Genomic DNA, 14314 nt, shown 5'->3' with positions numbered 1-14314 from the left:
GCGACGGCACGAGAAAACACCGCCTTTCCGCCCTACCGACATACGCCCCAAGGACGCCCCATGGCCACCGAAGTCAAAGTTCCGGTCCTCCCCGAATCCGTCTCCGACGCCACTATCGCCAGCTGGCACAAGAAGGCCGGTGACTCGGTCAAGCGCGACGAGAACCTGGTGGACCTGGAGACCGACAAGGTCGTGCTCGAAGTCCCCTCGCCGGTAGACGGCGTGCTGAAGGAGATCAAGTTCTCCGAGGGCGACACCGTGACCAGCCAGCAGGTGCTGGCGATCATCGAGGAAGGCGCGGTGGCCGAGGCCGCCCCGGCGGAAGGGAAGAAGGCGGAAGAGCCCAAGGCCGAGGCCCCGAAGGCCGAGGCTCCGGCCAAGGCGGCTGCTCCGGCCCCGGCCGCCAAGGCCGGCGGCGCCGAGCTGCCCCCGGGCGCCCGTGCCACCGCGATCCGCGAAGGCGTCGATGCCTCGCAGGTCGAGGGCACCGGTCGCCGTGGCGCGGTGACCAAGGAAGACATCCTCAACTACGCCCGCACCGGCGGCGCCGGCAAGGCCGGCGGCGCGCGCCCGGAAGAGCGCGTGCCGATGACCCGCATCCGCAAGCGCATCGCCGAGCGCCTGATGCAGTCCAAGGACTCCATCGCCATGCTGACCTCGTTCAACGAGGTCAACCTGGCCAAGGTCTCGGCCGCGCGCAAGCAGCTGGGCGAGGACTTCCAGAAGACCCACGGCATCAAGCTGGGCTTCATGAGCTTCTTCGTGAAGGCCGCCGCCAACGCCCTGCAGCGCTTCCCGATCATCAACGCCTCGGTCGACGGCGACGACATCATCTACCACGGCTACTCGGACATCTCGATCGCCGTGTCCACCGACAAGGGCCTGGTCACCCCGGTCCTGCGCAACGTGGAGCGCATGGGCTTCGCCGACATCGAGCAGGGCATCGCCGAGTACGCGAAGAAGGCGCGCGAGGGCAAGCTGGGCCTGGACGACCTCCAGGGCGGCACCTTCACCATCACCAACGGCGGCACCTTCGGTTCGCTGATGTCGACCCCGATCGTCAATCCGCCGCAGAGCGCGATCCTGGGCATGCACGCGATCAAGGAGCGCCCGATCGCCGAGAACGGCCAGGTCGTGATCGCGCCGATGATGTACATCGCCCTGTCCTACGACCACCGCATCATCGACGGCAAGGACGCGGTGCAGTTCCTGGTCGACATCAAGAACCAGCTCGAGAACCCGAACCGCATGCTGTTCGGTCTGTAAGAGCCGAGAGTCGGGATTCGGGATTCGGGACCGGCGGCGCCGCTGCGCGCCGCCTCCCGCTTTTCGAATCACTAATCACCAATCCCGAATCACAGAGCGAATGAAATGAGCGAACAGTTCGACGTCGTCGTCATCGGTGCCGGCCCGGCCGGCTACCACGCCGCGATCCGCGCCGCGCAGCTGGGCCTGAAGACCGCCTGCATCGACGCCGCGCTGGGCAAGGACGGCAAGCCGGCCCTGGGCGGCACCTGCCTGCGCGTGGGCTGCATCCCTTCCAAGGCGCTGCTGGACTCGTCGCACCAGTACGAGAACATGCTGCACAAGTTCGACCAGCACGGCATCAGCTTCAAGGATGCGGCGATCGACGTGGAGAAGATGATCGCCCGCAAGGACGGCATCGTGAAGCAGTTCACCGGCGGCATCGCCATGCTGTTCAAGGCCAACAAGGTCGCCACCTACTACGGCTTCGGCCAGCTGCAGGCCGGCAACGTGGTCAAGGTGAAGCAGCACGACGGTTCGGAGGTCGAGCTCAAGGGCACCAACGTCATCATCGCCGCCGGTTCGGATTCGATCGAACTGCCGTTCGCGAAGTTCGACGGCGAGAACATCGTCGACAACGTCGGCGCGCTGGACTTCACCGAGGTCCCGAAGCGCCTGGCCGTGATCGGCGCCGGCGTGATCGGCCTGGAGCTGGGCAGCGTGTGGAAGCGCCTGGGCGCCGAGGTCACCATCCTCGAGGCGATGCCGGAGTTCCTGCCGGCCGCCGACGCCGAGGTCGCCAAGCTGGCCGCGCGCGAGTTCAAGAAGCAGGGCCTGGACATCAAGCTGGGCGCCAAGGTCTCCAAGGCCGAGGTCACCGGCAAGGGCAAGAAGAAGGAAGTCACCATCACCTTCGCCGACGACAAGGGCGAGCAGACCCTGGTCGTGGACAAGCTGCTGGTGGCCGTGGGCCGCCGCGCCGCCACCAAGGGCCTGCTGGCCGAAGGCACCGGCGTGCAGGTCAACGAGCGCGGCCAGATCGTGGTGGACGAGCACTGCCACACCGGCGTCGATGGCGTCTGGGCGATCGGCGACTGCGTGCGCGGCCCGATGCTGGCGCACAAGGGCTTCGAGGAAGGCATCGCCGTGGCCGAGCTGATCGCCGGCCTGCCGGGCCACGTCAACTTCGACACCATCCCCTACGTGATCTACACCGGTCCGGAGATCGCCTGGGTCGGCAAGACCGAGCAGCAGCTCAAGGCCGAGGGCGTGCCGTACAAGGCGGGCACCTTCCCGTTCGCCGCCGTCGGCCGCGCCGTGGCCATGGCCGAGCCGACCGGCTTCGTGAAGGTCATCGCCCATGCCGAGACCGACCGCGTGCTGGGCATGCACCTGATCGGCCCGAACGTGTCCGAGCTGGTGCACGAGGGCGTGCTGACCATGGAGTTCAGCGGCTCGGCCGAGGACCTGGCGCGCATCTGCCACGCCCACCCGTCCCTGTCCGAGGCCGTGCACGACGCGGCCATGGCGGTGGACAAGCGCGCCATCCACAAGGCGAACTGAGGGTTCGCCTTGTGGATCCAGGCATCCGCGCGGCGGATGCCTGCATGCGCAATGCCATCCCACCGTTCCACGCCGTTGGCGCGGACTTCCCCCTCGCGGGGGCTGCGGCACGACGTCGGCCACCCTCCGGTGGCGATGGCAAAAAAACGCCGTGCTCCGCTTGGGGGCGCGGCACGGAAGCCGGGCGACTGCCCGGCTTCGCGTTTTTCCGGTTCCAGCAGGACGAGGAGCTGAGCGATGGAAAACAAGGCACTCCCGCCACGCGTTACCGCCGCGCTGTACGGCGCCGCCGGCGTACTCTTCATCATCGGTGCCATCCACGGCGGACGCCCCGCGTTCAGCGCCGTGGGCGTGGCCTTCCTCGTGCTGGCCGCCCTGATCTACCTGCGCCGCGGCCACGGCAGCGATTGAATCCGGCCAGGCGCGACTCCGCATCCCTCCCCACAACGGAACTGATCCATGCGTTCGATCTGTGTCTATTGCGGCTCCAATGCCGGCTCCAAGCCCGCCTATGCCGAGCGCGCCATCGCCCTCGGCGACCGCATCGCCCAGGAAGGCCTGCGCCTGGTCTATGGCGGCGGCAACGTCGGCCTGATGGGCACCGTCGCCAACGCGGTGCTGGCCGCCGGCGGCCAGGTCACCGGCGTGATCCCCAAGCAGCTGGCCGACTGGGAGGTCGCCCACCGCGGCCTGACCGAGCTGGAGATCGTGGGCTCCATGCACGAACGCAAGATGCGCATGTTCGAGCTCTCCGACGCCTTCGTCGCCCTGCCCGGCGGCTTCGGCACCATGGAGGAGATCTTCGAGATGCTGACCTGGCGCCAGCTGGGCATCGGCAACAAGCCCTGCGCCTTCCTGGACATCGAAGGCTTCTACGCCCCGCTGATCGGCATGATCGACCGCATGGTCGAGGAGCGCTTCCTGCACCCGGCCCAGCGCGCGGACCTGTGGCATGGCAGCGACATCGATGAAATGCTGGCGTGGATGCGGGATTACGAGCCGGCGCAGGCGAGCAAGTGGATCGATGAGAAGCGGCGCAGCGTAATGAAGTGACGCCGCGCATGCGGCAGGGGCCGCTGGCGCGTGGGCGTCGCCAGCGCCTTGGCGCTTCCCCGGCGCAGCGGTGGCGGCGCGCCCGGCGTCACCAGCGACATGGTGGTTTCCCCGGCGCCGTTTTGCTTTTCACGGGGCAAGGCAGCAAGAATCCGCGGGACTGGTTCCCCGACCCACCGGGACGATGGAGATGGAAATGCCGCTGACCGCCCCCTTCCCAGCCTTCCGCATCCATAACGACGACGCCGGTTACCGCAGCGGCGTGGAGCAGGTCGTGCTCGACGACCTGGCCCCGGGCGAGGTGGTCATCAAGGCCGCCTGGTCCTCGGTGAACTACAAGGACGCGCTCGCCGGCACCGGCAAGGGCAAGATCCTGCGCCGCTTCCCGCTGGTCGGCGGGATCGACGTGGCCGGCCACGTGGTCGCCTCGACCGATCCGAAGTTCCGCGAAGGCGACCCGGTGCTGGTCACCGGCTGCGGCCTCAGCGAGACCCGAGACGGCGGCTATTCGGCGTACGCGCGCCTGCCGGCCGAATGGGTCGTGCCGCTGCCGCGTGGCCTGGACCTGCGCCAGAGCATGATCCTGGGCACCGCCGGCTTCACCGCAGCGCTGGCCCTCTACCGCATGCGCGAGAACCGCCAGCGCCCGGAACTGGGTCCGCTCGCTGTGACCGGCGCCACCGGCGGCGTGGGCTCGATGGCCGTGGCGATCTTCAGCAAGGCCGGCTACGAGGTCCACGCGATCAGCGGCAAGGCCGACCAGGCCGGCTACCTCAGGTCGCTGGGCGCGAGCGAGGTGCTGGGCCGCGATGCACTGGAGGCGAAACGTCCGCTCGAGTCGGTGCGCTTCGGCGGCGGGCTGGACAATGTTGGCGGCCCGATGCTGGTCAGCCTGCTGGCGCAGACGGCGCCCTACGGCAACGTGGCCGCGGCCGGCCTGGCCGCGACCCCGGCGCTGGACGCGCTCACGGTGATGCCCTTCATCCTGCGCGGCGTGTCGCTGCTGGGCATCGGCTCGGCCGGCACCGCGCGCGATATCCGCGACGATATCTGGGCCCTGCTGGCGGACGAGTGGAAGCCCGCGCAGCTGGACGCCATCGCCACCGCCGAGGTCACCCTCGACGGGCTGCCACAGGTGTTCGCACGCATGCTCGCCGGGCAGTCCCTGGGCCGCACGGTGGTGCGGATCGGCTGAGCCGCCGCGGCTACGGCATGCGGCATGCCGTAGCGCCCGATGCCGTGCGCTACGGCCCTCGAATCATTTCCCTGTGATGCCCCACGCCAGGAACATGACCGGGAGCGCGAACAGCGTGATTGCGCCGTCGGCCGCCACGGTGAGCGGGGACAGGGCCATCAGCGCGGGGTGTCGTGCCTCCATGACCTGTACCGAGTAGCTCCGATTCAACATCTGGGATTCGTGCAGGGCAACGCCGGTGTTCCGCTTGTAGCGCTTTCCCTCCAGGCGGATCTCCCTGGACCAGCGCTCATGCGAATCCCGGGTGAAGCCCAGCGCTACCGCCTTGGGCTCGGCGATCTCGTCGACCGTTTTGATCCTCAGGACCAGCGAACCAGTGACGACGTTCTCCCGGTCCACATGGAAGTCGTAGATGCTGGCTTCCATCAGCCCATGGAGATCGCTCCCCAGGCACGCGGTCAGTTCGGACGCATTGGTGAACACATAATCGTGCTTGGCTCCGACGATGGCGATGCTGGTGCCATCCGCGGAAACCAGGACCGACTCGATGCGTTCCCACCGTGATCCCTCGCGCAGCGCCTCGGTGGCCAGGCAGCCCGACAGGCAAAGCATGGCCATCGCAAGCAGCACGGCGCCAAACAGGGTCCTTCCCTTCATAGGCTGTCCTCCCCAACGGAACCGCAGCCCCCGGGGTACTGTTCCCCCTCCGGTGGCCCCGTGACACACACGCAGGCCATCGGGCCTGCCCTTTCAGCCTTGGCATCTCCCCGCCAGGACTGCGCGCGATGCCGGGCGGGCATCGCCCGGACAACGGACGCCGCTCAGTGTTCCAGCAGCGGATAGACCCTGACGTAGTCCACCTCCATCCACACCGGGAACGCGTCCTTGTCCACGCCCTGGGCGCCGCCCCAGTCGCCGCCCACCGCCAGGTTCATCAGCAGGTGGAAGCGCTGGTCGAACGGCCAGGCGTCGGGCCCGGTGCCCTCGTTGGCGAACTCGAACACGCGCTCGTCGTCGATGTAGCCGTGGATGTAGTCCGGGGTCCAGTCCACGCGGTAGCGGTGGAATTTCGCGTCCAGGTCATCGATCCGCTTCTGTGCGGCGCGCTGGGTCCGCTTCGTGTGGTTGTAGGCCTGGGTGTGCACGGTCTGGTGGACCACGCCGCGATCGTGGCCTACGTGCTCCATCACGTCGATCTCGCCCGAACGCGGCCAGTCGCCGTAACGGTTGTCGGTGGGCAGCATCCACAGCGCCGGCCAGCTACCGCGGGCCACCGGCAGGCGCGCACGGAACTCGATGCGGCCGTAGCGGAAATCGCCCTTGCCGCGCGAGACCAGGCGCGCGGAGGTGTAGCGCAGCTTCCCGGCGCGCTGCCGCCTGGCGACGATGGTCAGCAGCCCGTCGCTGACGAAGGCATTGGCCAGCTGGTCGGTGTAGTACTGCAGCTCGTTGTTGCCCCAGCCGTGGCCGCCGATGTCATGGCTCCAGCGCTCCGGGTCCGGCGCGCCCTCGCCGTCGAACTCGTCCTGCCAGACCGGGGTGCTGCCGAATACCCAAGGCGCGCCACCAGGACCTCCGGCGGCGGCCATGGACGGCCATGTACAGGCCAGGGACAGCCCCAGCGCCAGGATGCAGGCGGCGCCTGCGCGAATGCGGAACCCTGCCATTCCCTTCCCCCGAGGCGGCGGCCGCCGGCTGCGGTCCCGGCCGATTCTAGCCATACCTCCGGCGCAGGCGCCCCCGTCGGGGTTGCCGCTGGTCGGCCCATGGCCACGCCTGGGGCACGCGGGACCCCTTGCGGCTTCTGCCACGCCCTGCAACCGTCTACACTCGCCGGCAGGGGTAAAAACAACGGGGAATCCGCATGGCCCGCATTCTGATCGTGGACGATTCGCCTTCGCAGCTGCTCGGCATCCAGAGGATCGTCGAGAAGCTTGGCCACCAGACGCTCACCGCCGAGGACGGCGCCGCGGGCGTGGAGGTGGCCAAGGCCGAACTGCCGGACCTGATCCTGATGGACGTGGTCATGCCCAACCTCAACGGGTTCCAGGCCACCCGCACCCTGTCGCGCGAGGCTTCGACCCGCGACATCCCGGTGGTCCTGGTGACGACCAAGGACCAGGACACCGACCGCATGTGGGGCATGCGCCAGGGCGCGCGCGCGTACCTGACCAAGCCCTTCTCCGAGGCCGAGCTGTCGGAGCTCATCAACCGCCTGCTGGGCACGCCGGCCGGCCAGCAGGCCTGAGGCCATCCCGGCGCCGGCCCCGCCGGCCCGGGCCCGCCATCCGCACAGGCGCCGCGTCCCCGACGCGGCGCGAAGTCTTCATTCCCCGAACGCGCGCGCCAGTTCGCGGTATGCCTTGCGCTGGGCCTCGGTTACCGGCGCCGGCGCCTGCACCTCCAGCTCGACGATCTGGTCGCCCTGCGGCTCGCCCGGCAAGCCGCGGCCGCGCAGGCGCAGCTTGCGCCCGGAATCCGAATCCGGCGGCACCCTCAGCTCCACCGGCCCACCCAGGGTCGGCACGGTGACGGTGGTGCCCAGCGCCGCCTGCCAGGGCTGCAGCGGCAGCGTATAGAGGATGTTGCGGCCGTCCACCTCGAACTGCGGATGGGCCTGGTATTCCACTTCCAGCAGCAGGTTGCCGCCGCCGTTGCCCTGGCCGGCCAGGCGGATCGACTGTCCGGCGCGGATGCCCCTGGGAACGCGAACGTCCAGCTGCCGGCCGTTGAGGGTGATGCGCACGCTGTCGCCGCGGTAGACCGCTTCCAGCGGCACCGCCAGCTTGGCCCGGGTGTCGCCCCGCGGCTGCGTTCCCGCACCGGCGGGACCGCGCGCGCCGGCGCCGCGCTGGCGCGCGAACAGGCTTTCGAAGAAGTCGCTGAAGCCGCCACCGGAGCGTCCGCCGATGTCGCCGAAGATCTCGTCGAAGTCGAAGCCCGCGCCGTCGAAGCCGCCCGGCGGCGGATGGAACTCCTGGCCGGGGCGGTAGCCGCGCGCGCGCAGCTGGTCGTAGGCCGCCCGCTTCTGCGGGTCGCGCAGCGCCTCGTAGGCCTCGCCGACAGCCTTGAACTTCTCCTCGGCGTCGGGCTCCTTGCTCACGTCCGGGTGGTACTTGCGCGCCAGCCTGCGATAGGCCGAGCGGATCTCGGCCTCGCCGGCGCCCGGCTCGACCCCGAGGATCGCGTAGTAATCCTTGAACTCCATGCAAATACCCTGCTGACGCCCCGGCCATGGCCCGGGGCTGGAAACACGACGGCCCGCGGCGCGAACGCCACGGGCCGGGATTCTAAGGCCTGCCGCCACCGCGCCGTCGCGCGGCGACGCGACACCGCTTCCAGTTCCGGCCGTCCGCGCAGGCGGACAGCCGGTCCGCGGCTCAGTTCACCTCGATGCGGCGCGGCGTGGTCTCGGGACGCTTGGGGATGTCGATGCGCAGCACGCCGTTGCGGCCGGTGGCGGTGATGCCATCCGGATCGGCGCTGTCCGGCAGGGCGAAGCGGCGGTAGAAGCTGCCCCACTGGCGCTCGCGCCGGGTGTAGCGCTCGTTCTCCTCCTTCTGTTCGCTGGCGCGCTCGCCCTTGAGGGTGAGCATGCCGCGGTCCATCTGCACCTCGATGTCCTTCGGGTCCACGCCCGGGATGTCGGCGAGGATGACGAAGCGGTCGCTCTCTTCCCTGATGTCCACCCGCGGTGCCCACTGGCTGGTCACCACGTCGGACTGGTCGGCGAGCGTATCGCCGAAGAAGCGTTCGAAGACCTGCTTGAACTCCTCCTGCAGGTTGCGGCCAGGCAGGCTGTTGAGGGCGTTGTAACGGACGATGCTCATGTCGGTCACTCTCCTTTGTCGGGGCCGCCGGGCGGCCATGCCCGCAAGATGGGAGCGCCCCGCGGTCTTTCAACACCCCTCCACGGACGGCAGGCGCGGCAGCGGCTAGACTGCGTTCAGCCAACGCACGCGCACCGCGCAAGGAACCCCACATGGCCATCAAGATCGGCGATCCCATCCCCGAAGTCGTGCTCAAGCGCATCCGCGAAGGCGTGGAGAACGTGGACACCCCCACCCTGTTCGAGGCACGCAAGGTGGTGCTGTTCGCCGTGCCGGGCGCGTTCACCCCGACCTGCTCGGAAAAGCACCTGCCGGGCTTCATCAAGCGCTTCGACGATTTCCGCGCCCGCGGCGTCGACGTGATCTGCATGGCAGTCAACGATCCGTTCGTGATGCAGGCCTGGGGCCGCACCCTGGATGCGCCGGACGGCCTGCAGCTGGTCTCCGACGGCAATGCCGACCTGACCCGCGCCCTGGGCATGGAGATGGACGCCAGCGGCTACGGCATGGGCATCCGGGCGAAGCGCTTCGCGCTGTATGCCGAAAACGGCGTGGTCCGCCAGCTGTTCGTCGAGGCGCCGGGCGAGTTCAAGGTGTCCTCGGCCGACTACGTGCTGGAGCACCTGCCGGCCTGAGTCCCGGCCGGGGGCTCAGTGGCCCGCGCCCTGCCCCGCGCCGGGCCCGTCCGCATCCGGCGCGGTACCGCCGCGCCCACCGGTGGCGGCCACGCGGAACCGCACCTGCGCCCAGGCGCCGTTGTCGGCCAGCGCCGACAGCACGTGCCTGCCCGCCCCGGCGCCGGCGTAGTCGTACAGGAACGGGCGCCCGCCCTCGGTACGCGCGATCCAGCGTCCATCCAGCAGCCACTGCACCGGCGCGTCCGTGCCCAGCGCGCGCACCTGCAGCGTCAGCCGCCCCTCGCCGCCGGGCGCGGGCACGAGGGTGGCGCGGTCGGCGATGCCGTCCACGTGCAGGGTCGCGGCCGCCTCGCGGCCATCGTCGGCGCAATCCGGCGCCAGTGGCGGCAGGGTCGAGGCCCGGCGCTGGACCGTGGTCAGCCAGGGCGACACCAGCGCCGGCCAGCGCGCGATCTCGGCCTCGCGCACCGGATGTTCCAGCCGGCAGGATGCGGACAGGCGCATGCCGGTGCGCGCGTCGACCTGGAAGCGCTCTCGCCCCGGACTCCACAACCGGGCCTGGCGCTCGGGGAAGGTCGGCGGCACCACGCCATCCAGGCTCCAGGCGCGCAGGCGGCGCTGGCACAGCGGCGCCGGGGTGTCGGCGGCGGCCAGCCCCAACGGCCAGCACGCCTCCACCGCATCGACCGACGCGGGCCTCGGCAGCGGATCGGCGTCGCCGGGCTGGTGCGGCAGGCCATCGATGGTGTCCAGCAGCAGCGGCAGCGCGGTGACCGCGCCGTACTGCCCCGGCAGCGGCGTCCCGTCCGGACGCCCGACCCACACGCCGACGGTGTAGCGGCGGGTGCCGCCGATCGCCCAGGCGTCACGGAAGCCGTAGCTGGTGCCGGTCTTCCAGGCCACCGGCGGGGTTCGCGAGCCGAAGGCACCGCTGGCGAGGCCCGGCCGGGGCGACGCCTGCAGGACCTCGCGCACGATCCACGCCGCGCCCGGGGACAGCAGCCGGCGCTGCACGAGGGGATCGTCCTCCAGGTACCGCACCTGCCCGGCGACGCCCCCGCGCTGCAGCGCCACATAGGCGCCGACCAGGTCCTCCAGCCGCGCCGAGGTGCCACCCAGGACCAGCGGCAGCCCCGGACGCGTACCGCGCGGGAACCGCAACGGCAGGCCGGCGTGCTCCAGGCGCGCGGCGAAGCGCGCCGGCCCGACCCGATCCAGCAGGTCCACTGCCGGCACGTTGAGCGACAGCCGCAGCGCCGCCGCGGCGCCGACCGGACCATTGAACGCCTCGCCGAAGTTGCCCGGACGGTAGCCGCCGAAGTCCTGCGGCGCATCCACCAGCAGGCTTTCCGAATGGATCAGGCCCTGGTCCAGGGCCATGCCGTACAGGAACGGCTTGAGCGTGGAGCCGGGCGAGCGCCAGGCGCGGACCATGTCCACGTGGCCCAGGCGCTGGTCGTCGCCGAAGGCGGCCGAACCGATGTAGGCCAGGGTCGCGAGGCTGGCGTTGTCCACCACCAGCAGCGCGGCCGAGGTACGTGGCGGCAGCGACGCGAAGTACGCCCCCACCCGCTCCTCCAGGGCGCGCTGCAGGTTGGCATCGACCGTGGTGACCAGCCGGCGGGCGCGCGGATGCTGCTGGCGCAGCCGCTGCGCCAGCAGGGCCGCATGCTGCGGCACCCGCAAGGAGCGCGCGACCACCGGCTCGATTTTCGCATCCTCGACCTGCTGCGGCGTCCAGCGCCCCAGCGCCTGCATCCGCGCCAGGACCTTGTCGCGTGCCGCCCGCGCGGCTTCCGGATGGCGGTCCGGGCGCAGCCGGCTGGGCGCCTGCGGCAGCACCGCCAGCAGCGCGGCCTCGGCCGGCGACCGTGCCGAGGCCGGCTTGCCCAGGTAGGCCCAGCTGGCCGCCTCCACGCCCTCGATGGTACCGCCGAACGGCGCCCGCTCCAGGTAGAGCTGCAGGATCTGGTCCTTGGACAGCCGCGCCTCCAGCTGCAGCGCGCGCGCCATCTGCCGCAGCTTGCCCAGGCCGCTGCGGGTGTCGTGTCCGTCGATGATGCGGGCGACCTGCATGCTGAGGGTCGAGCCCCCGGACACGATGCGGCCGCTGCGCAGCCACTGCCAGCCGGCCCGGAGCAGGGCCACCGGGTTGATGCCCGGATGCAGGCGGAACCAGCGGTCCTCGTAGGGCAGCAGCGCGTCCAGGTACAGCGGCGAAACCGACTCCACCGTCGCCGGATGGCGCCACACGCCGTCGCGGTCGGCGAAGGCGGGCAGCGGCGTGCCGTCGGCGGCGGTGACCACGGTGGCGGTGCCGTCCGCGCCGGGCAGCGGCGGCGGGCAAGCCAGGTCCAGCACCAGCATGGCGACGAGCACGGTGGCCAGGCCCCAGCGCAGGCACGCCAGTGCGCGCCCGGTACGGCGCGGTGCTGCTGCGTTTGCGTCGGGCTGCCCCATCGTCCTTCCTGCCCCTCGGCCTGCCATTTGAAGCGATCCGGACGCCGCGCGGAAGCACGCGGGCCATCCGTGCAAAGCAAAGGGGCCGGTTGCCCGGCCCCCCTGGGTGTCGCGTCTCTGGCCGTGGATCAGCGCAGGCCGGTCTCGCTGCGCGCGATGACCAGGCGCTGGATCTCCGAGGTGCCCTCGTAGATCTCGGTGATCTTGGCGTCGCGGAAGTACCGCTCCAGCGGCATTTCCTTCGAATAGCCCATGCCACCGTGGATCTGCACCGCCTGGTGGGTGATCCACATCGCCGCCTCGGAAGCGACCAGCTTGGCCATCGAGGCCTCGGCCGAGAACGACTTGCCCTGGCCCTTGAGCCAGGCCGCGCGCAGGGTCAGCAGCAGCGCCGAGTCCAGCTTGCACTTCATGTCGGCGATCTTGGCCTGGGTCATCTGGAAGGTGCCGATCGCCGCGCCGAAGGCCTTGCGCTCCTTCACGTACTCGATGGTCTTCTCGTAGGCGGCCCTGGCAATACCGATGGCCTGCGAGGCGATGCCGATGCGGCCGGCGTCCAGCACGCTCATGGCGATCTTGAAGCCCTGGCCCTCGACGCCGACGACCTCTTCCGGACGTGCCACGTAGTCGGCGAACTCGATCTCGCAGGTGGCCGAGGCGCGGATGCCCAGCTTCGGCTCGGTCTTGCCGCGGTGGAAGCCCTCGCGGCTGGTGTCGACCATGAAGGCGGTGATGCCGCGCGAGCCCTGCTCCGGGTCGGTGACCGCGAACAGGATGATGTAGCGGGCGACCGGGCCGGAGGTGATCCAGCTCTTCTTGCCGTTGATGACGTAGGTGCCATCGGCCTGGCGCACGGCGCGGCAGCGCATGTTCGAGGCATCGGAGCCGGACTGCGGCTCGGTCAGGGCGAAGGCGCCGATCTCGCGGCCCTCGGCGATGGCGCGCACGTAGAGCTGCTTCTGCTCCTCGTTGCCGTTCTTGAGGATGCCGGTGCAGAACAGCGAGTTGTTCACCGACATGATCGTCGAATGCGCGGCGTCACCGGCGGCGATCTCGATCATGGCCAGCGCGTAGGCCACCGGGTCCATGCCGGCGCCGCCGTACTCGGCCGGCACCTCGATGCCCATCAGGCCGTTCTCGCCGAGCAGGCGGATGTTCTCCAGGGGGAACTCGCCGGTGCGGTCGAAATGCTCGGCGCTCGGCGCGATCACTTCCTGGGCAATGCGGCGCGCCACGTCCTGCAGCATCAGTTGTTCTTCGGTGAAGCTGAAATCCACGGGGACCCCTCCGGTCTATGTCTGTCGCGATTGTAACCACTACGCCATTCGCTGGCGTATGCGGTTGACCGGCGTCGGCCCGGAGCCGACAATATCGCTATATCGCGATAGGAAGATATTCAATGGATCTGGAGGACTGGTCGACCCGGCTGAAGGTCTTCGCCGACGCCACCCGGGTACGCCTGCTGGCCTTGCTGGAACTGGAAGAACTCACGGTGGCCGAGCTTTCCGCCATTACCCGCCTGGCGCAGCCGCGCGTGTCCACCCACCTGGCCAGGCTCAAGGAAGCCGGCCTGGTGCGCGACCGCCGCGCCGGCGTGTCGGCCTACTACCGTTTCGACCATGCCTCGCTGGACCCGGCGCAGCGCGCATTGTGGCAGGCCCTGAGCACCGGCAGCGACGATCCGCTGCTGCGCCAGGACGCCGAACGCCTGCCGGCGGTGCTGGCGGCGCGCGCGGCCGACCAGAACCGGGCCGACAGCGTGGCCGGCGGCATGGAGCGCCACTACTCCCCCGCCGCACCTGGGAGGCCCTGGCGCGCAGCGCGCTGCCGCTGCTGCACACCGGCGACGTGCTGGACATCGCCTCCGGCGACGGCGTGCTGGCCGAGCTGCTGGCCCCGCACTCGCACCGCTACGTCTGCGTCGACACCAGCGCCCGCGTGGTCGCCGCCGCCAGCGAGCGCCTGCGCCGGCTGGAGAACGTCGAGGTGCGCGAGGGTGACATGCACGCCCTGCCCTTCGATCCGGCCAGCTTCGACCTGGTGGTGCTGATGCACGCCCTCACCTATGCCGACCGCCCTGCGGTGGCGGTGGCCGAAGCCGCGCGCGTGCTGCGCAAGGGTGGCCGCCTGCTGCTGACCAGCCTGGCGCGCCACGAACACAAGGCGGTGGTCGAGACCTACGGCCACGTCAACCTCGGTTTCACCGCCAAGGAACTGCGCCGGTTCGCCGAGAAATCCGGGCTGGTGGTCACCAGCCTGGAGACGGTGACCCGCGAACGTCGCCCCCCGCATTTCGAGGTGATCTCGCTAATCGCCCAAAAACCCTGAGA

At 70.1% G+C, this 14314-nt stretch carries 13 protein-coding genes and 1 pseudogene; 8 read left to right on the top strand and 6 right to left on the bottom strand.

All coding sequences use genetic code 11. The annotated features are described in order from the left end of the window. Nucleotides 1–60 precede the first annotated feature (60 nt). The 5 genes from sucB (at nucleotide 61) to CSC68_RS10885 (ending at nucleotide 5056) form a co-directional block, all read left to right on the top strand. Nucleotides 61–1266, top strand: coding sequence for a dihydrolipoyllysine-residue succinyltransferase (gene sucB, locus CSC68_RS10905; protein ID WP_162203588.1), 1206 nt, complete (start codon nucleotides 61–63; stop codon nucleotides 1264–1266). A gap of 105 nt (nucleotides 1267–1371) precedes the next feature. Continuing rightward, entirely contained in the window at nucleotides 1372–2808 is a 1437-nt protein-coding gene (gene lpdA / locus CSC68_RS10900) for a dihydrolipoyl dehydrogenase (RefSeq protein WP_162203587.1), read from the top strand. 237 nt (nucleotides 2809–3045) lie between these two features. Next, entirely contained in the window at nucleotides 3046–3219 is a 174-nt protein-coding gene (locus tag CSC68_RS10895; RefSeq protein ID WP_162203586.1) for an MFS transporter, read from the top strand. Nucleotides 3220–3267: 48 nt separating this feature from the next. Beyond that, entirely contained in the window at nucleotides 3268–3861 is a 594-nt protein-coding gene (locus CSC68_RS10890) for an LOG family protein (RefSeq protein WP_162203585.1), read from the top strand. Between the two features lie 196 nt (nucleotides 3862–4057). After that, entirely contained in the window at nucleotides 4058–5056 is a 999-nt protein-coding gene (locus CSC68_RS10885; RefSeq protein WP_162203584.1) for a YhdH/YhfP family quinone oxidoreductase, read from the top strand. Between the two features lie 63 nt (nucleotides 5057–5119). On the opposite strand, the gene CSC68_RS10880 is transcribed toward CSC68_RS10885, so the two are convergent. Both CSC68_RS10880 and CSC68_RS10875 read right to left on the bottom strand, forming a co-directional pair. Beyond that, nucleotides 5120–5713 (bottom strand): hypothetical protein, encoded by a 594-nt coding sequence (locus tag CSC68_RS10880; protein ID WP_162203583.1) that lies wholly within the window; start codon nucleotides 5711–5713, stop codon nucleotides 5120–5122. 164 nt (nucleotides 5714–5877) lie between these two features. Beyond that, nucleotides 5878–6645 (bottom strand): glycoside hydrolase family 16 protein, encoded by a 768-nt coding sequence (locus tag CSC68_RS10875; protein WP_246193536.1) that lies wholly within the window; start codon nucleotides 6643–6645, stop codon nucleotides 5878–5880. Between the two features lie 275 nt (nucleotides 6646–6920). Between CSC68_RS10875 and pilH the strand changes: the two genes are divergently transcribed. Further along, nucleotides 6921–7304, top strand: coding sequence for a twitching motility response regulator PilH (gene pilH, locus CSC68_RS10870; protein ID WP_162203581.1), 384 nt, complete (start codon nucleotides 6921–6923; stop codon nucleotides 7302–7304). Nucleotides 7305–7382: 78 nt separating this feature from the next. On the opposite strand, the gene CSC68_RS10865 is transcribed toward pilH, so the two are convergent. Then, a complete protein-coding gene (locus tag CSC68_RS10865) occupies nucleotides 7383–8264 on the bottom strand; it encodes a DnaJ C-terminal domain-containing protein (RefSeq protein ID WP_162203580.1) in 882 nt (293 codons plus the stop codon). Between the two features lie 172 nt (nucleotides 8265–8436). Next, nucleotides 8437–8886 carry an Hsp20/alpha crystallin family protein gene (locus tag CSC68_RS10860; protein ID WP_162203579.1) on the bottom strand — a complete coding sequence of 150 codons (450 nt, stop codon included), beginning with the start codon at nucleotides 8884–8886 and terminating at the stop codon, nucleotides 8437–8439. A gap of 152 nt (nucleotides 8887–9038) precedes the next feature. Here CSC68_RS10860 and CSC68_RS10855 point away from each other — a divergent pair, with 152 nt between their 5' ends. Then, on the top strand, nucleotides 9039–9521 hold the full coding sequence (locus CSC68_RS10855; protein ID WP_162203578.1) for a peroxiredoxin: 483 nt from the start codon (nucleotides 9039–9041) through the stop codon (nucleotides 9519–9521). A gap of 15 nt (nucleotides 9522–9536) precedes the next feature. On the opposite strand, the gene pbpC is transcribed toward CSC68_RS10855, so the two are convergent. Together pbpC and CSC68_RS10845 are read right to left on the bottom strand one after the other, a co-directional pair. After that, complete coding sequence (gene pbpC, locus CSC68_RS10850; RefSeq protein ID WP_162203577.1) at nucleotides 9537–11984, bottom strand: penicillin-binding protein 1C; 2448 nt, start codon at nucleotides 11982–11984, stop codon at nucleotides 9537–9539. A gap of 128 nt (nucleotides 11985–12112) precedes the next feature. Continuing rightward, nucleotides 12113–13261: an acyl-CoA dehydrogenase family protein gene (locus CSC68_RS10845; RefSeq protein WP_162203576.1), complete on the bottom strand. Its 1149-nt coding sequence runs from the start codon at nucleotides 13259–13261 to the stop codon at nucleotides 12113–12115. Between the two features lie 122 nt (nucleotides 13262–13383). On the opposite strand from CSC68_RS10845, the pseudogene CSC68_RS10840 reads away from it, so the two are divergent. Next, nucleotides 13384–14312 (top strand): annotated as a pseudogene (locus tag CSC68_RS10840) (ArsR/SmtB family transcription factor). The last annotated feature ends 2 nt before the right edge of the window (nucleotides 14313–14314 follow it).

It is taken from the genome of Pseudoxanthomonas suwonensis (assembly GCF_010093235.1).
Taxonomy (GTDB): domain Bacteria; phylum Pseudomonadota; class Gammaproteobacteria; order Xanthomonadales; family Xanthomonadaceae; genus Pseudoxanthomonas; species Pseudoxanthomonas suwonensis.
The sequence above is the reverse complement of the archived record's forward strand: the minus strand, read 5'-3'. Positions and strand labels throughout refer to the sequence as shown.